Source organism: Pseudoxanthomonas spadix, assembly GCF_003703395.1.
In the GTDB taxonomy this organism is placed as follows: domain Bacteria; phylum Pseudomonadota; class Gammaproteobacteria; order Xanthomonadales; family Xanthomonadaceae; genus Pseudoxanthomonas_A; species Pseudoxanthomonas_A spadix.
The window spans coordinates 419,264-436,079 of the sequence record NZ_RDQN01000002.1; the positions used below are offsets into that span (position 1 = coordinate 419,264).

The following is a 16,816-nucleotide window of genomic DNA, read 5'->3' on the forward strand; positions in this document are numbered from 1 at the left end:
CCATTCTATTTGAAACTTAAGCGCTGATTGGCGCGGATCACCTTCTGCAGGATGTCGCGGGCGCTTCTGGTCCAGATGAACGGCTTGGGTTTGGTGTTGTGATGCGCGAGGTACTCGTCGATGGCGGCGGTCAGTTCGGGCACGCTGGTGAACACCCCGCGGCGCAGCCGCTCGGTGGTGATGTCGCGGAAGAAGCGCTCAACCATGTTCAGCCACGAGGCGGAGGTAGGCGTGAAGTGCATGGTGAAGCGCGGGTGCTTGGCCAGCCACTTCTGGGCATTGGGATGCTTGTGGGTGGCGTAGTTGTCGGCGATCAGATGCAGCGTCTTGTCCTTGGGCGTCTGGCGGTCGATCTGGCGGTCGATCTGGCGCAGGAACTTCAGCCATTCGACGTGGGTGTGGCGCGGCTGGCACTGGCCAATGACCTGCCCGTCGAGCACGTTGAGCGCAGCAAACAGCGTGGTCGTGCCATTGCGCTTGTAGTCGTGCGTCATCGTCTGCGCGCGGCCCTTCTTCAGCGGCAACCCGGGCTGGGTGCGGTCCAACGCCTGCACCTGGCTCTTCTCGTCGCAGCACAGCACCAGCGCATGCTCGGGCGGCGACAGGTACAGGCCGACGATGTCTTCGAGCTTCTCGACGAACTGCCGGTCGCGCGAGACCTTGAAGCTGCGCACAAGGTGCGGCTTCAAACCGTGGGCGTGCCAATGCCGCATCACGGTGCTGGGGCTCACGCCCAGCTCGGCGGCCATCTTGCGCGTACTCCAGTGCGTGGCCGCCGCCGGCTGGCTCTGCGTGGTCAACTCCACCAGCCGCGCCGCGTCGACCTTGGCCGGCGGCGCTCCGCGCGGCAAGTCGCGCTCGATCCCGGCCATCCGCGACTGCGCATACCGCGAGACCTGTACGCGCCCCACCCCTACTTGCTCGGCGATCTCCTTGTTCTGCGCGCCGTCCGCAGCCAGCAGCACCATGCGGGCGCGCTGCGCCAGCCTCACGCTCGTGAGCTTGGAGCGAACCAGTCTCGTCAACTCGGCTCGTTCCTCGTCGCTCAGCACAATCTCAGGGGCAACTCGCACTTGCACTCTCCATTCTTCGTCCTCGTAGAGTGTTGGAGTGATGGATTTCATCCAAGTTCCCTCAAGAACAGAACGGTACACTAGGAGGGCTCGCCGGCTCGGAGCCGCAGCCAGTGACTGCGGCGTGTCGAGCCTGAAACCGGAAAGCAGGGCCGGGCTGGTCAGTAGCTCTTGTAAGGCAGGAACTTGCCCGACAGCACCACGTTCACGCGATCGCCTTTCGGGTCCGGCTGGCGCTGGATGTCCATGGAGAAGTCGATGGCGCTCATGATGCCGTCGCCAAATTCCTCGTGAATCAGCTCCTTGATAGTGCTGCCATAGACATTGACGATCTCGTACCAGCGGTAGATCAGCGGATCGGTTGGCACGGCGGTAGGCAGTGAGCCCTTGTACGGTACGATCTGTAGCCACGCCACCGCCTCGTCGGTGAGGCCGAACAGCTTGCCGAGGGTTTCGGCCTGGCCCTTGTCGAAGGCCATCTGCCCCAGCAAGCCGGCTGTAGTCCACTCCTTGCTTTTGCCGATGGCCTCGGCGGCCTGGCTCCATTTGATGCCCTTGGTGACCTTGGCGGAGATGATCATCTGGGTGACTTGTGCGCGGTCGGTAATCATCGATCGATTCCTTCAGTAGGTAGGTTCATACAGCGTGAATGCGGCGCAGCGGTTGCTGCGTTTGCGGATCTGGGGGAGGTGGGTCGGTTTCATCAAGGCCCGGGCGGACGATCAGCGGCTGGTCACCAAGCACACCTTCGCCACCTTGCTGGATGGTCTTCGAGCGACGCACCAGAAAGTCCACGAGGTGGTTGCGGATCCGGTAGAACTGCGGGTCGTGATGGATGGTTTCGCGGGTCCGCTCGCGGGGCAGCGTGTTGATCATGATTTCGGCGATCCGCGCCTTTGGCCCGTTGCTCATGAGCATCACCTTGTCCGCCAAGAGGATGGCCTCGTCGACGTCGTGAGTGACCATGAACACCGTTTGCCGGGTCGCGGCGCAGATCTTCACGAGTTCATCCTGGATCACCCCGCGGGTCAGCGCATCGAGCGCGCCAAACGGCTCGTCCATCAGCAGCATCTTCGGCTCGACGGCGAAGGCCCGGGCGATGCCGACGCGCTGCTTCATGCCGCCGGACAGCTCCGCCGGCTTCTTTTGCGCAGCGCCGGTCAGGCCGACCATTTCGATGAAGCGTGCGCCATGCTGGGCAATCTGCTGGCGCGACCAGGACGGGTGCCGGGACTTCACGGCAAAGGCAATGTTCTGCTCGACCGTCAACCAAGGCATCAGAACGTGCCCTTGGAACACCACGCCACGGTCCAGGCTCGGCCCGGCGGTTTCTTTGCCAGCCATGATGACTCCGCCGCTGCTCGGCTCCTCCAGGCCGGCGAGCACATTGAGGATGGTGCTCTTGCCGCAGCCGGAGTGGCCAATCACGCAGACGAACTCGCCCTGCTCCAGACTGAAATTGATGTTCTCGAATACGGGAGGCGGAACGTGTCAAGGACTTTGAGACCGTAAATTTCAGAAATCTATGTACGGTTGGTTCTGTGTGAGTTGGTGTAGCTGACGACGCTGGATTCGACGGGGACGACTTCGTTTTGCAGTGCGGGTGGTGCGGCGGATGGTAGTGGCGGTGCTGGATTTATCGTGACGATGGTCGGCGGCTTCGGCAGCAGCGGTGGTCTGCTGATCCAGCGCTCGGGATGGCGCGCGTAAGCGGCGTCCAGGGTGGCTTGACGCTCTACCGAGAGCTCGACGTGGCGACCGCTGTACACCTCGTTGGGAGTGAATCCGTTGAGGCCTTCGTGGCGGTGCTGCTCGTTGTACCAGGGCGTGAACTGGCGCATCCAGGATCGGACGTGCTCGGCGTCGTGGAAGCGCCCGGGGAAGTCCGGCTGGTACTTCAGTGTCTTGAAACCACTCTCGCTGAACGCGTTGTCGTTGCTCACCCGTGGCCGGCTGCGAGAAGCCTCGATGCCGAGCGTGGTCAGCATCGCGTCGAACGTGTGCGCAGTCATCGGCGCCCCGCGATCATTGTGCAGGGTGAGCTGGCCAGCGCCGATGCCGGCGTGCTCGATGCTGCGGACGATCAGTTGCTGGGCCAGTGCGCTGGTTTCGCGTCTGGCCACCATCCAGCCGACGATGCAACGACTGAACAGGTCGAGGATCACGTACAGATTGAGGAACACACCGGTGGTCAGGGTGGCCAGCTTGGTGATGTCCCAGGTCCACACCTGGTCGGGGGCAGTGGCGGACAGGCGCGGCACCGCATGGTGCACAGGCGCCCGCTGGTCGCGGCGTTCCCGGCTTTCTCCGAGGTTGGTGAGCAGGCGGTACATGGTCCTGACCGAGCACAGATAAGTGTCGTTCGCGAGCAGGGTTCCGTAGACCTCGCGCGGCGGCTGGTCGACGAACTCGGGGCTGTGCAGGACCGCCATCACCTCACTGCGCTGGGCCTGGCTCAACGCGCGCGCCGATGTCGGCTTGGCTCGCGGTTGCTTGACCGCCGGGGGCTGTTTCCTGCGATGCATCGTGGCCCGGGAAACGCCGAGTGCCGAGCAAGCGCGGGTTAGCGAGATCATCGGGTCGCGTTGTACAAGCAGCGCGGTCACCGGGTCGTCTCCGCTGACGCCAGGGCTGCGAACAGTTCCTGCGCTTTTTTTTGGAGTGCAACCAGCTTCTCGGACAGATCCAGCCGGCTGGTCAGCTTGGCAAGCTGCCGTTCGAGTTCGGCAATCCGCTGATCCTTGATGTTCTGCCTGGGCTTGCGGCCGGCGGGCTTCGCAGCCAAGGCGGCATTTCCACCCTCGCTGAACTGCGCACGCCACTGGGCAAGGTGGGAGCTGTACAGGCCATGCTTGCGCAGCAGCACGGCGATCTCGCCGTGATTCTCGCAGGCAGTGGCTTGCTCCAGTATTCGGCGCTTGAACTGCACCGAGAATGTTCGACGCCGACGGCCATCCAGAACCTCATCGGCGATCACTTCGGAACCTTCAGGCTTCACAACGGACGGCTTGGGCACTTCGCTTCTCCTACCGCCTCTCTGATGGGGAATGCTACAGATGATTCAGAGCAAGAGCGGTCTCAGGGGAGCTTGGCACGGAGGGGGGGCAACTCGCACTTGCACTCTCCACTCTTCGTCCTCGTAGAGTGTTGGAGTGATGGATTTCATCCAACTTCCCTCAAGAACAGAACGGTACACTAGCCGTCTACCGTTGTAGCACGTCCTGCACTTGCCTCGCTGGCGCCTGCGACCTTCACGAAAACGGGGCTCAATCCTCCGACCGTGCAGTCATTGCCATTACCCGCTCCATGAACCGCTTCATGGGTTCCGAGGGTTCGCCCTGGCGGCGCAGCAGGTAGGTAGAGAGCATCGGCGGTATGCCGGCCAGAGGACGAATGGAGATGTCCGGACGCTGTAGCGTCTGCACCTGGGAGGCGATGGCGAAGCCGATGCCGTAGCCAGCGCCAACCAGGGTCAACATCACGCCCAGGCTGGCCACTTCATCGACCAGCTTGAGGGGTGTACCTGTGTCTTCCAGCATCGCTTGAATCTGATGGCGGCAGCCCGATCCCGATTCGGGATGGCACAGAACCAGCGGGAACTTCAAGGCTTCGCCCAGCGGCACCTGCACGTGTGCCAGCAAGGGATGGCGTGCGGGCAGGATCACCGACAGCGGATCGGTCCATATCGGCTCGGCGACCAAGCCATCGTGTACCGCGTTTGACAACGCAAAGCCGATGTCCAGCAGATCGTTGTGCAGCATCTTGAGTTGCTGCGCGAATGGCAGTTCGAAGACGCGAATCTCCAGCTCGGGTTCATCCTCGCGACTGCGTGCCAGCAGGGTGGCGATGCGTGGCTGCGCCAAGCTGTCGCAGATTGCGATGCGCAGATGGCCTTGGTAGCCCTGCGCCGCGGCCTTGGCACTCTTGATTGCCTGCTCCACGCTGGCCTGCACGCGCCGGCACTCGCCGAGGAAGACCTGACCGGCCCATGTCAGCCGCGTCTGGCGTGTACTCCGATCGAATAACTTTACGCCAAGCTGGTTTTCCAGATCGCGCATCGCGCGTGACACGGGCGATTGCTCGACGCCGAGACGTTCGGCCGCACGGGCCAGATGCAGTTCTTCCGCAACTGCGACAAAGTAACGCAGCAATCTGAACTCCAAGAATGCTACCTCCCTTTTTACCTCTCCTGGTCCGGCTTCCCAGCCGCCAGCACTGCCATCCGCGCCCCATCTGCCCATCTTCCGTGGCATCGCGCCAAAGCCTCATGCCTGCTGGGGCGTTGGGCACACCGCAGTCGCTCACTTATGCTGCAGCTTGGGTTCGGCGAAACCGACGACGTCAAGCCGACGTCAGGGTGGACGTGCCGATGCAGTTTCATTGAGGTCTTCCGGCTCACTGTGATCGCTGCCGGGGCGGTCACGAGCCCAGTTTCCACAGCCGAAATTCTCCGCAGCGGCCAACATCTGAGCAACGCGCTGGTAGGCCTACCAAACGGTCGCCCCCGATGAAATCCCCGGGCCGCGGCCGACGCGGCGCGTATACCTGCAGCCGCTGTGCGAGCTGCTCGTCGCCCATGTGTTCCTCGTTGCACGCTGCCATGAATGTTGACGGGTGGATCGCCACATCGCGCTCGATCTGCTTCCCTCCATTCAGACACAGATACTAATCCTGCTTATTGATTGTGCGCGGTGTTGTGTGGTATCGCAACACCGATTGAAGAACGGCCCTGCTTGGATGCTCACCGTATCTCCAGCGACTGAACAAGGCCGGACGCGGGCAACTGGAAAGCCTCTGTGATCGACATCGCCCCCGGGAAGCACTCATGCGATTCCCTACGGACAGAGGAATGGACTCCACTTTCTGGGGAAGGACATGAACTTACGACATCTTCGCTGTTTCATCGCCGTAGGCGAGGAGTTGCACTTCGGCCGGGCGGCGCGGCGGCTGCATGTGGAGCAGTCGCCTCTGTCGCGCACGATTCGCCAACTGGAGGCAGCCCTGGGGGTGACGCTACTGGACCGCATGCAGCGCGGCCTGCGCCTGACCCCGGCCGGGCAGGTGTTCCTCGGCGAGTGCCGGCGCGTGCTGCTGGCCGTTGAGCAAGCCCAGACCAAGGCGCGAGTGGTAGCGGCGGGACAGTGGGGCACCTTGCGCATCGCCTTGGCCGGCTGCATCGGGCGGGTCCGGCTGTCGGCACTGCTTGCGCTGTGCCGGGAGGAGGCGCCGGAACTCGGCATCCGGCTGTTCGAAGCACCGCTGTCGCAGGCGGTAGACGGATTGAGCGACGGCATGTACGACGCCATCCTTGCGATGGCCGGCGAGATGGTGACCGGGGTGGTCGCCACCCCTGTGTGGCAAGACCCGCTGGTAGTGGCCATACCCGCGCGGCACCCCTTGCTGGCGCACAAGCGGGTGCCACTGGAAGAGGTGGTGGGCTACCCGCTGGTGCTGTGCCGCCCGCAGGTATGTGAGGAGTGCAGCCGGCAATGCGAGCGGCTGCTGCGCCGCGTGGAGACACCGCCGGTGGTGGCCGAGTACGTGACGACCCACTCGTTGATGCTGGCCCTGGTGGCGGCCGGCTATGGTGTGGGATTTTCCAACACAGCGCACGTGGCGGCATGCCGGCAGGCAGAGGTGATCGTCCGGCCGCTGGATGAAGACTCGGCAGTGCTGACGACCTACCTGCTACATCCCGAGGGCGCGATGGCGGAGCCGCTGCGCCACTTCATCGAGCGTGCGCAGCGTGTGGGTCAGATGCCGCTGGATGCGCGACGCCTCGCATGAGGTTGATTCAGGCGGGTTGGCCGATTCCATTTTGGTCAAAGCGCCAGACCTGTTTTTCCACAGTGGAATTCCATTGAAGCGCTGCACTCAGGCGTTGCTCGCACTTGCGGTCGGCATCCTGCGATGGAATCCGCATGCCCCCGCGGCGCGTCACAGCGAAGACCCGGGGCGCAACAGTGCTTTCCGTATGTGCATCGGCTCTGGCGTGTTGAGCTGATCGCGCTTTACTGGGCCTTTTCCCATGCAAAGACTTCGGCCTGGTTTATCCGGGTCGGGCATGGTGCCCGCGAATGACGCTGGTGACAGCACGTTTCACCGCTTACGCGTTGTGAGTGCTGGCGCCTTGCGCGACAAGGCGCACATCTCGCGACGAAACCGAGGTCACGGTATTCGCCGTTTCGCCGCCTGCTCGTTTCGCCCGGAGATTCCTGGACAGCCACGCACGCCGCCTGTATGGCGGGTGCGCGTGCATGGACTCGATGCGATGACGAATGGAGGCGCGCGGTATGCCGAAGTCGAGCAGCCTGGCCGATGGCGCCAAGATCTACTACCGCCCGATCGAGGCGGCAATCCGCTGGAGTGGGTTGCTGCGCTTCGAACAGCGCATCCTGGCGACCTTGAAACAGCGGCCTCTGCCGGAGGTAACGGAGTTTCCGCGCTGGCCGATGCTGCGGTTGAATGCCGAAAGAATCTTCGATGCGCTGGCCCACGGCGAAATGCCGTATGGCAAGGATGGCCTGGGGCGGGACACGCTGGGTCTGGCGATGGACGACTCGTCGCTGACCGTGCGGCACGTCGATCTGAAAGCCTGGATGGCGCACTACTACCCCGGCGAGAAACCGGCGTTTCTGTTCGATGAGATCGAGCGTGCGCTTCACCCGGCGATCAGCCTGGACACAGTGGGCACATTGCTGGTCGAGCGGGAAGCGATCAAGGCACGGCTGGCGGAACACTTGAGCGTGTACGAGTCGCTGCGCGCCGAGCACGAGGCGCTGCTGAAAACGCACGCCGCCTGCGCGGCCGACGCGGAGCGTGCGAATGCGCCGGGGCCGCGCAGCGAAACGACCTACCTGAACATCATTGGCGGGTTGCTGACGCTGCTGCTGGGCAAGTCGCCTAGCGGAATGCCGTATTCCAGCTTCCTGACTCAGGAGGCCATCATCAGCGCAATGGTGGCGCACCACAGCAACGCGATGGGTATCACCGAGCGCACCCTGCAGGCCAAGTTCGCACTGGCTCGGCGCAGGCTGCAGAGCACCAATTCCTGAGCGATGCCAACCTGTATCTGCGGTCGTGGATACCGCATTTGCGGTGTCCTTCTTCAACGCGGGCGTTCTTAATTCGAGTCACGCCAATCAGCGCCGCCGAGCGTTAAGGAGTGACCCTCATGTCTTCGCAGACCGCCGCCACGGCAGCACCGACCGAACACCGCATCCTGCGCCGCGCCGAGGTCGAGGCCAGGACCGGCTTCAAGCGCGCGCACATCTACAGCCTGATGAAGGAAGGCAAGTTCCCCAAGGCACTGCGTCTGGGCGTGCGCGCGGTGGGCTGGGACTCAGTGGAGATCGAACAGTGGATCGTCGATCGCCTCAGGGAACGCGCCTGACGCTTCTTCTCGGTTCATGCCATTCGACGAGGAGAAGCCCATGCAGGTGGTGTCCATCATTTCGACCAAGGGCGGCGTGGGCAAGACCACGACGGCGGCCAACCTGGGCGGCTTCATTGCCGATGCCGGGCTGCGCGTGCTGCTGCTGGACCTGGACGTGCAGCCCACGCTGTCGAGCTACTTCACGCTTGACGTGCACGCGCCCGGCGGCATCTACGAGATGCTCGCCTTCAACGAGCGGCGCAACGAGCAACTGGTGTCGCGCACCGCGATCGTAGGCCTGGACCTGGTGCTCTCCAACGACGAGCGCGGCGAACTGAACACACTGCTGCTGCACGCGCCCGACGGGCGCCTGCGGCTGCGCAACCTGTTGCCGGTCTTCCGCGAGCACTACGACCTGCTGCTGATCGACACCCAGGGCGCACGCAGCGTGCTGCTGGAGATGGCGGTGCTGGCGTCCGACCTGGCGCTGTCGCCGGTGACGCCGGAGATTCTCGGGGCGCGCGAGCTACGGCGCGGCACGCTGCAGCTGATCGAGGACATCGCGCCGTATCGGCACCTCGGCATCGAGCCACCGCCGCTGCGCCTGCTCATCAACCGTGTGCATCCGGTGTCGTCGAACGCGCGGCTGGTCCAGCAGGCGCTGCGACAGGTGTTCCAGGAGCAGGCCGGCGTGCAGGTGTTGGGCACCGACGTGCCGGCCATCGAAGCCTATCCGCGCGCTGCGACACGAGGATTGCCGGTGCATCGGGTGGAGTACCGGCAGCCGGCGGGGCGTACGGCGCCCGCGGCGCTGGACACCATGCGCACGCTGGCCGGTGAGCTGTTCCCCGCGTGGCGGGAGCGCTTCGCGCTGGTCACCGGCCGGGCCAATGCGGGAGGGGGCGGCCATGGCGAACGCGCATGAACTGGCGCGCGGCCGTGAACGGCTGCGCGCGCTGATCGAGTTCGCGCTGGGCGAAGGCTGGCGCGTGGTGCGCACGTCCGGTGGGCACCTGAAATTCACGAAAGCAGGCTGCGCGTCGATCTACACCAGCTCGACTGCGAGCGACCACCGTGCCGACCGCAACGCCCGTGCGCAGCTTCGCCGCGCCGACCGGGAAGTGCAGGAGAACGGCCATGGCTGAGCTGACGCCGCAGGACATGGCTGCCAAGCTGCTGGCCACCAGCTTCGAGCGCAGCGGCCCTTCGGCCGCGACCTTGAGCGACCCCATCGCCGACACGCCGATGGTGGTGACGCTGGATCAGTTGCGGCCCTACGACCACGACCCGCGCGTGACGCGCAACCCGGCCTATGCGGAGATCAAGGCGTCCATCCGCGAACGCGGGCTGGACGCGCCCCCCGCGATCACGCGCAGGCCGGGCGAGGCCCACTACATCATTCGCAACGGCGGCAACACGCGGCTGGCGATCCTGCGCGAGTTGTGGAGCGAGACCAAGGAGGAACGCTTCTTCCGCATTGCATGCCTGTTCCGCCCGTGGCCGGCGCGCGGTGAGATCGTGGCGCTGACCGGGCATCTGGCCGAGAACGAGCTGCGCGGCGGGCTGACCTTCATCGAGCGGGCCTTGGGTATCGAGAAGGCGCGCGAGTTCTACGAGCAGGAATTTGGCCAGGCGCTGTCGCAGAGCGAACTGGCGCGGCGGCTGGCTGCCGACGGCTATCCGGTGCCGCAGTCACACATCAGCCGCATGAACGATGCAGTGCGCTATCTGCTGCCGGCGATCCCGACGCTGCTCTACGGCGGGCTGGGCCGGCATCAGGTGGAGCGGCTCGCGGTGCTGCGCAAGGCGTGCGAGCGCACCTGGGAACGGCGTGCGCTCGGCCGCACCGTGGCCGTGGACTTCGCCACCTTGTTTCAGGACGTGCTGACGCAGTTCGACACACGGCCCGACGACTTCTCGCCGCAGCGGGTGCAGGACGAGCTGGTGGGGCAGATGGCCGAGCTGCTGGAGGCGGACTACGACACACTGGCGCTGGAGATCAACGACAGCGAAAGCCGCCAGCGTGCGCTGAGCAGCGAACCGGCGGTGCCGACGCCACCGGCAGCGCCTGACCTGCCTGCTACCCCTTCCCCGGCTGTCTCCGCGGCTCAGCAGCCATCCGCCTCGTCTGTGCCGCGCGACACCACGCCGGTCGCGCATCCGGCGCCAGCAGCGACACCGCCTGCATCGCCCGAAACGCCGGAGGAACAGCACGGGCAACGCGACGAGCGCCTGCAAGGACACATCGTGACACCGGCACCGACCACCGAGCGCCTGCAGTCCATCCAGCGGATGGTCGCGGACCAGCTCGGCGACAAGCTGCCAGACTTCGAGGCCGATGCGCTGCGGGCGATCCCCGTGCAGGCCGGCGGGCTCTACCCCATCTCGGACGTTTGGTACGTCGAGCCGGGGCTGGACGTGCCGGATCGCCTGCGCGCGCACATCGCGCAGTTCGCGCGCGAAATCGCCGGGGAAGCGGCGGTAGCCGATCACATCGAAGTCAGCGACGGCGGCATCGGCTTCATCTGCGTAGCGCCGGCCCTGGGCCAGGCGAACGTACTGCCGGCTTTTGCTCGCGCGGTGCTGACCCTGCTGGACGCACTGAGCGCGGCACCGGCATCTGCGGCTGAGCTGGATCGCGCGCGGCTACCCGATGAACTTGGGCCGCTGCTGCATGGTCACGGCGGCATGGCCATGCGCCTGAGTGATTCCGGGCTGGTGAAGCTTTTCCGTCTGCTGCGCCTGGCGCGCCGGCTGCTGGATCTGGACACCGGCGGCTCGGACCACGAGTCCTGAGCGCGCAGGAGGCTTCCGTATGTCGGCACCGCACCCGCTCAACCAGGCCGTGATCGCGCAGGCCCTGCATGACCTGCGCAATGGCCAGTTGCGCCGCTGCAAGGCCATGGGCTTCGGCGAGGAGGAGCTGGATGCCCTGAAACACCCCGAACTCGTGAGCATGCTGGTGAATGCCACGGTGTCGTGGTGTTCGGTGTCGGTGAACCGGGAAGTGTTGAAGCGGCTGCTGAGCCAGGTGCACGACGTGGAGCGGGAGATCGCCACGGTGGACCGCATGCTGCGCCTGGGGGCGAGCACGGAGATGGTCAGCAAATTCTATGGCCTCACGCATCAGGAGGTGGCGCTGCGCCGCGACATCCTCGGGCTGCCCAAGCGCAAGGGCCGGCATCCGGTGCTCGACGAGGCGCAGGACGCGGCCTTGTGGGAACGCTGGAAGGCCGGCCTCAAGGAGCGGCAGATCGTGCTGAATGACGATATGGCGATGCTGGCGCTGACCATGGACCTGGCCGAGGCCATGACCCTGCCCATGTCGGTGATCTGGTCGGCGATACGGGACTGGGTCGACCAGGGGCTGGTGTAGGCCATGACCACCGGGGGCGCACCACGGCGCGAAGGCCCCATTGCACTGTCGGCGTTGTTCGACGAGGCGCTGAGGCACCTTGAGCCGAAGGAACCGACGCAGGGCACGTCGCCGTGCCAGGACAGCTTTCTCTACAGCGGCAATCGGCACGAGAACGTGCCGCGCGCGTTGTTCCTCGACCGGCGCCTGACGCCGCTGGAGCGCAATGCCTGGCAGGTGTTCCGCCTGCAGCTCAATGACGACGGCGTGACCGCCTTTCCCAGCTACGACCAGCTCCGCCCATATCTGGCGTCCATGCCCTGTGCGGCGCAAGCCTCGCACGAGACCGTGGCGCGCGCCTTGACGCTGCTGCGGCTGACGCGCTGGCTCAGTCTCGTGCGGCGGCGGCGCGACCCCAAGACCGGCCGTATCCAAGGCAACCTCTACGTGCTGCACGACGAACCGCTGTCACCCTTCGAGGCGATGCAACTCGACCCGGACTACCTGGGCCTGGTGAGCCTGGCGCTCACGCACGCGGCGAAGGCGGTGCAGGTCGTGGGCATGAACACGCTGCGGGAGATCGCCGAAGACCCGCTGCTCAGCGGGCGCACGCTGCCGACCCGCCTGCAAGTGCTGGCGCAGCGCATGGCGCGGCCTGGCTGGAAGACGCCAGGTTATCCACAGGAGGGTGCGGACCACGAATCCGAAGAAGGCCATGAAGCCCTGCTTCGGAATGGCGCGCGCCCGTCTTCGGAATCCGAAGGAGGGCCGAAACCCGCGCCAGACGGCTCTCTTCGGATTCCGAAGGAGGACCGTACAGTACGTAATGATCGTATAAATGAAGTACGTACAGTACCGCGCGCGAGGGCCTTGCAGAACCTGCGGCTGCCCGAGCGCTTCCTGCGCTTGAAGGACGAGCAGCAGGCCGGCGCGCTGGTGGCGCTGCAGCAGGTGGACGAGGCGCAGCGGCAAGCCGTGCTCGACGAGTGGGCAGCACGCTGTGGCGGCAATACGGTGCGCAATCCCGCCGGCTATCTATTTGGCATCATCCAGAAGGCGATCCGCGGGGAATTCCGTGCGTGGGCCCGGCAAGACAATGCCCGCGCCATGTCCGGTCCGGCATCCGCTGTGCCAAAGGCCGCCGGTCCGGAGGTTGCACAAGCTCACATCACGCGCCTGCGCTCGATGCTGGAGCAGCCATGACGGCGGCACATCGCGCGATCCCCAGGGGATGGTTGCAACAAGAAGCCTTCCGATCGACACGCACCGGCCACAGAAGCGGCTGCCGGCCGGATGCTTGTCTGCGTATTCGTTTTTGAATATATTGAATACGATAACGGCAACAGGAGCCAGCCATGTCCCGGACAACGACCACGACCATGACGGTTCGCCTCAGCGGACCGCTCAGCGATTTCGTCGCCGCCAACGTGGGCGAGCACGGCGACTACGAGAACGTCAGCGAGTACATGCGCGACCTGATCCGCCGCGACAAGCAACGCAAGGAGCAGGAAGCCTTCGACCGGCTGAAGGCCGAGCTGGCCCATGCCTTTGCCGCCCCGGAGACCTCGTACCGTCCCCTGACTGCCGCCGACGTGATCGCGCGCAACCGAGGCTGACTGCGTGGCCAAGGTCCTGGTCCAGGAGGCGGCGTCCTGGCGGCTCGACCAGATCTACCGCTACACGCGCGATCGCTGGGGCACCGAACACGCCGACCGCTACATCACCGGCCTGTTCGAGGCCTTCGACGGCATCCAGACGCACCGGACATCGTCCAGGCCCATTCCCGCCGAGTTCGGCATCGAAGGCTACTTCTTCCGCTACGAACGGCACTTCGTCTACTGGCGCCGGCTCTCCAATGGCGACATCGGCATCGTGACCATCCTGCACGAGCGGATGCACCAGATCGACCGATTCCGGGACGACTTCGGTTCATGAGCGAGTTGGCCGACGGCGATCTGCAAGACCACCAGCATGAAATCCAGCGCTTGCTCGGCCGCTGCATGCTCCGCCTCCAGCAGTACGAGCGCCTGATCAAGGCCATCGTGGCGTACCACGATCTCACGGGGCCGGCCCACGCACTGGAGTCGATCCGCGCGGCGCGCATTGCCGATGCCGCTGGCAAGACGCTCGGCGCCCTGGTGGGCCAGTTCCTGGGATCGTATGTCGTCACCGATGGAGCCGACACATCCGCCGATGCCTTGGGCAAGGCCCCGGCAGAAGTCACCTCGTTCAGCATGCGGATGCACCTGAGCCTATCCGCGGAAGACTATGCCCAGACCCAGGACGGCCTGTGGGAATTGATGTCGCTGCGCAATAATCTGGTGCACCACTTCATCGACCAGCACGACCTGTGGAGCTCGGACGGATGTCGTGAAGCGCACGAGGCGCTGGCTGCCGCCTACGCTCGCATCGACCAGCACTTCGAGCGCCTCCGGGGCTGGGCCGAACACATGGACCAGGCCAGGCGCCTGGCTGCCGAGTTCGTGCAGTCCGACGCCTTCCGTGACCTGGTGATCCATGGCATCACCCCGGATGGCTCGGTGGATTGGCCGGCAGCAGGCATCGTCCGCGCCCTGCGCGAGGCCTCGGTCGAGCTGGCCGTGGAAGGCTGGGCACCCGTTGCCAGCGCGGGACGACGGATCACGCAACGGTATCCCGACCAGCAACCTGCCAGGTACGGCTGCGCCAGTTGGCGGCAGGTGCTGCACGAGTCGCGCCTCTTCGAACTGCGCTACCGTGACGTGGACGGGCGGCGGCCGCCTGGTACAGGGCTCGCACCCACTGACCAGTCGAGGTCATGGTGCCGCATCGGCGGCTTCCCCCGTCCTGCTGTCATCTCACAGGCTATCCCCAGGGGATAGCCGGTACAGCCAGCCTTCCGGCAGCGAACAAACCGGGCACATATGGGCTGCGGTTTGTTGACTGACGGCCTTCTGGCCGATGCCAATGCTGGCGACTCGCTCCCTTACCGCGAGTCGTCACCCATGGCCAACGAACCCCTGCAACTGAATCTCGGATCGCTGCGCAGCGCGATGTCGCTGACGCTGCATACGCATCACGCTTCGCGCATCTGGCACGGCCGAGCGCCGGCCGAGGGCCGGCCCGGAATCATCGGCCTCAACGGCTACATCAGCGTGATGAACAAGATGAAACGCGGCGCCGAGCAGGACGACCCGTACTCGGATTGGTGGATGTTGCGCATCGAGGACAAGCTGACGCAGACCAAGGCCAGCTTGCAGGCCCTGCGCGAGCAGGTGGACCAGGCGCTGGCCGATGTGCCTCCGGCGCTGACGCTGGGCGAGAACATGAACGTGCAGCCGGTCAAGCTGCCGCTGTTCGTGAACGCCCAGCTCGGCTTCATGGCGGTGTACCTGCTGGCCGACTACGACGACCTGGCGCGCAAGCTGATCCTCGCCCACCACACCGCGCTGATCGACCGTAGTACGCTGGAACGCTGGCTCAACGATGGGGCGCATGCGCTGCGCAGCCTGTTCTCGCTGGCCCAGCAGTACCGCTACTCCGGCACGACGCGCGACGATTTCGCGGCAAAGAATGCTGCGGCGCGTGCGGCGCTAGAGAAGTTTGGAGAGCTGCCGCAGGACGTGCTGGAAGGCACGCGTCGTTCGCGCTTTGCGCCACCCATCGCGCGCCGCACAGGCAAGCCTGGCACACCGGCTGCTGCGCCGGCCGCTGATGCGGCGGCACCAGCTTCCACGAATCGCGCAGCCGATGCCGCGTTTGAGGATGCCAGCCCATGATGGCATCGCCCCCGACCGGCCAACCGGGACGCTTCGCGCCGCTGGAACAGGCAGACTTCCAACGTCTGGAACATGCCGGCTACCTAAAAGGCCTTTTACAGCCCTTTAAAGGTAAGGGAAGTCTGGAGACCTGGGCCAACCAATGCACGGCGCTGCGAGACGAGTTGATCGCGCTGGCGCAGCGGCGTGTGCTGAAGCAGGCGCGGGCCTATCCCTTCACCCTGCTCGACGTGCAACTGGCCCAGCAGGCTACTGGCGCAGGGACGACCTTCCTGCGCTGGCGCAACCACGACCGTTCTTCCATGGGCGTGGCGCTGTGGGAGTCGCTGCTCGACCGCCCGGCGACGCCGGCCTCGCTGATCGACGACCTGTACGCGATGGAGTTGCAGCGCATCGCGCTGAACATGCAGATCAGCCTGACCCACAGCATCGCTCGCCAAGCCCTGGAATGCGCCAGCAAGGCCGCCCAGGCCGAAGCGGTTTACCTGCGGCATGTCCACGGACGTACCGCGACCGTTTCATTCACCACCCCCAAGGAGTCATCATGAGCACGCACTTCGTCGGCGAGGGCAATATCGGTTCAGCGCCTGACTATCGCGAATTCCCCAACGGCAATGACGAGCCGCGCCGTTTGCTGCGCCTGAACGTCTACTTCGACAACCCGATCCCGAAGAAGGACGGCGAGTTCGAGGACCGCGGCGGCTTTTGGGCGCCGGTGGAGCTGTGGCATCGAGACGCCGACCACTGGAAGGACCTGTACCAGAAAGGCATGCGCGTGCTGGTGGAAGGCCGGACCGTGAAGGACGAGTGGGAGGACGCTGACGAGAACGAGCGCGTCACGTTCAAGGTCGAGGCCCGGCGCGTGGGCATCCTGCCGTACCGCCTCCAGACCGTGACCCTCAGCCCCCGGACGCTGGAACCCGAGGCGGCAGTACCGCCGCCGAAGGAAACCAAGGCGACGAAGGCGCCAAAGGAAAGCAAGCCCAAGGGCTGATTCCCTACAGGGGCGGCTGTGGCAACCGTCAGACGCCCGTCATGCACCAACTATCCCCAGGGGATAGCGCCAGGGTCGTCCACTGAATTCCAGCCGCCCTCCCGAAACGACGCCCCCGTTGCGCCAGCCGTTGCACTGCCGCGCATGCCGCTGCGGCAACGCATCGCCTGCCGATCACAAAGCGGTGTCTGCACCAGTCGGCTTCCTTGCTGCCGGCATCTCCCGGCCCCGCCAAGCTGGCGCCCAACCGACGAGTCGCAC

At 65.2% G+C, this 16,816-nt stretch carries 20 protein-coding genes; 14 read left to right on the plus strand and 6 right to left on the minus strand.

The window, feature by feature from the left end:
- Nucleotides 1-5: 5 nt before the first annotated feature.
- From D9R12_RS04530 to D9R12_RS04555, 6 genes are all read right to left on the minus strand, one after another.
- Nucleotides 6-1,073 (minus strand): IS630 family transposase, encoded by a 1,068-nt coding sequence (locus tag D9R12_RS04530; protein WP_122228813.1) that lies wholly within the window; start codon nt 1,071-1,073, stop codon nt 6-8.
- Nucleotides 1,074-1,234: 161 nt separating this feature from the next.
- Nucleotides 1,235-1,684: a cyanase gene (gene cynS / locus D9R12_RS04535; RefSeq protein WP_122228480.1), complete on the minus strand. Its 450-nt coding sequence runs from the start codon at nt 1,682-1,684 to the stop codon at nt 1,235-1,237.
- A gap of 25 nt (nt 1,685-1,709) precedes the next feature.
- Entirely contained in the window at nt 1,710-2,537 is an 828-nt protein-coding gene (locus D9R12_RS04540) for an ABC transporter ATP-binding protein (RefSeq protein ID WP_210539050.1), read from the minus strand.
- 59 nt (nt 2,538-2,596) lie between these two features.
- Nucleotides 2,597-3,679, minus strand: coding sequence for an IS3 family transposase (locus tag D9R12_RS04545; RefSeq protein WP_147475047.1), 1,083 nt, complete (start codon nt 3,677-3,679; stop codon nt 2,597-2,599).
- Complete coding sequence (locus D9R12_RS04550) at nt 3,676-4,089, minus strand: transposase (protein WP_170159142.1); 414 nt, start codon at nt 4,087-4,089, stop codon at nt 3,676-3,678. Before D9R12_RS04550 ends, D9R12_RS04545 begins: the two co-directional genes overlap by 4 nt.
- A 250-nt stretch (nt 4,090-4,339) precedes the next feature.
- Nucleotides 4,340-5,224, minus strand: a complete 885-nt coding sequence (locus tag D9R12_RS04555) for a LysR family transcriptional regulator (protein ID WP_425479039.1) — start codon at nt 5,222-5,224, stop codon at nt 4,340-4,342.
- 724 nt (nt 5,225-5,948) lie between these two features.
- On the opposite strand from D9R12_RS04555, the gene D9R12_RS04560 reads away from it, so the two are divergent.
- From D9R12_RS04560 to D9R12_RS04630, 14 genes are all read left to right on the plus strand, one after another.
- The gene (locus D9R12_RS04560; protein ID WP_122228492.1) at nt 5,949-6,860 is read left to right on the plus strand and encodes a LysR family transcriptional regulator; all 912 of its coding nucleotides are present in this window, start codon (nt 5,949-5,951) and stop codon (nt 6,858-6,860) included.
- Between the two features lie 506 nt (nt 6,861-7,366).
- Nucleotides 7,367-8,128, plus strand: a complete 762-nt coding sequence (locus tag D9R12_RS04570) for an ATP-binding protein (protein ID WP_170159143.1) — start codon at nt 7,367-7,369, stop codon at nt 8,126-8,128.
- A 119-nt stretch (nt 8,129-8,247) separates the two neighbouring features.
- Nucleotides 8,248-8,466 carry an AlpA family transcriptional regulator gene (locus tag D9R12_RS04575; protein WP_122228498.1) on the plus strand — a complete coding sequence of 73 codons (219 nt, stop codon included), beginning with the start codon at nt 8,248-8,250 and terminating at the stop codon, nt 8,464-8,466.
- Nucleotides 8,467-8,506: 40 nt separating this feature from the next.
- Entirely contained in the window at nt 8,507-9,373 is an 867-nt protein-coding gene (locus D9R12_RS04580) for a ParA family protein (protein ID WP_122228501.1), read from the plus strand.
- Nucleotides 9,357-9,593: a type II toxin-antitoxin system HicA family toxin gene (locus D9R12_RS04585; protein WP_122228504.1), complete on the plus strand. Its 237-nt coding sequence runs from the start codon at nt 9,357-9,359 to the stop codon at nt 9,591-9,593. The genes D9R12_RS04580 and D9R12_RS04585 overlap by 17 nt, the downstream gene beginning before the upstream one ends.
- Entirely contained in the window at nt 9,541-11,244 is a 1,704-nt protein-coding gene (locus D9R12_RS04590; RefSeq protein WP_425479040.1) for a ParB family protein, read from the plus strand. The genes D9R12_RS04585 and D9R12_RS04590 overlap by 53 nt, the downstream gene beginning before the upstream one ends.
- 19 nt (nt 11,245-11,263) lie before the next feature.
- Nucleotides 11,264-11,824, plus strand: coding sequence for a DUF2857 domain-containing protein (locus tag D9R12_RS04595; protein ID WP_122228511.1), 561 nt, complete (start codon nt 11,264-11,266; stop codon nt 11,822-11,824).
- A 3-nt stretch (nt 11,825-11,827) separates the two neighbouring features.
- Nucleotides 11,828-13,006, plus strand: a complete 1,179-nt coding sequence (locus D9R12_RS04600) for an STY4528 family pathogenicity island replication protein (protein WP_122228514.1) — start codon at nt 11,828-11,830, stop codon at nt 13,004-13,006.
- Nucleotides 13,007-13,182: 176 nt separating this feature from the next.
- Nucleotides 13,183-13,419, plus strand: coding sequence for a ribbon-helix-helix domain-containing protein (locus tag D9R12_RS04605; protein WP_014159721.1), 237 nt, complete (start codon nt 13,183-13,185; stop codon nt 13,417-13,419).
- A gap of 4 nt (nt 13,420-13,423) precedes the next feature.
- Nucleotides 13,424-13,738 (plus strand): type II toxin-antitoxin system RelE/ParE family toxin, encoded by a 315-nt coding sequence (locus tag D9R12_RS04610; protein ID WP_122228517.1) that lies wholly within the window; start codon nt 13,424-13,426, stop codon nt 13,736-13,738.
- Nucleotides 13,735-14,664 (plus strand): OST-HTH/LOTUS domain-containing protein, encoded by a 930-nt coding sequence (locus tag D9R12_RS04615; RefSeq protein ID WP_244671916.1) that lies wholly within the window; start codon nt 13,735-13,737, stop codon nt 14,662-14,664. The genes D9R12_RS04610 and D9R12_RS04615 overlap by 4 nt, the downstream gene beginning before the upstream one ends.
- A gap of 123 nt (nt 14,665-14,787) precedes the next feature.
- A complete protein-coding gene (locus tag D9R12_RS04620) occupies nt 14,788-15,561 on the plus strand; it encodes a PFL_4669 family integrating conjugative element protein (protein ID WP_122228520.1) in 774 nt (257 codons plus the stop codon).
- On the plus strand, nt 15,558-16,109 hold the full coding sequence (locus D9R12_RS04625) for a DUF3158 family protein (RefSeq protein WP_122228523.1): 552 nt from the start codon (nt 15,558-15,560) through the stop codon (nt 16,107-16,109). Before D9R12_RS04620 ends, D9R12_RS04625 begins: the two co-directional genes overlap by 4 nt.
- The gene (locus tag D9R12_RS04630) at nt 16,106-16,555 is read left to right on the plus strand and encodes a single-stranded DNA-binding protein (RefSeq protein ID WP_122228526.1); all 450 of its coding nucleotides are present in this window, start codon (nt 16,106-16,108) and stop codon (nt 16,553-16,555) included. Before D9R12_RS04625 ends, D9R12_RS04630 begins: the two co-directional genes overlap by 4 nt.
- The last annotated feature ends 261 nt before the right edge of the window (nt 16,556-16,816 follow it).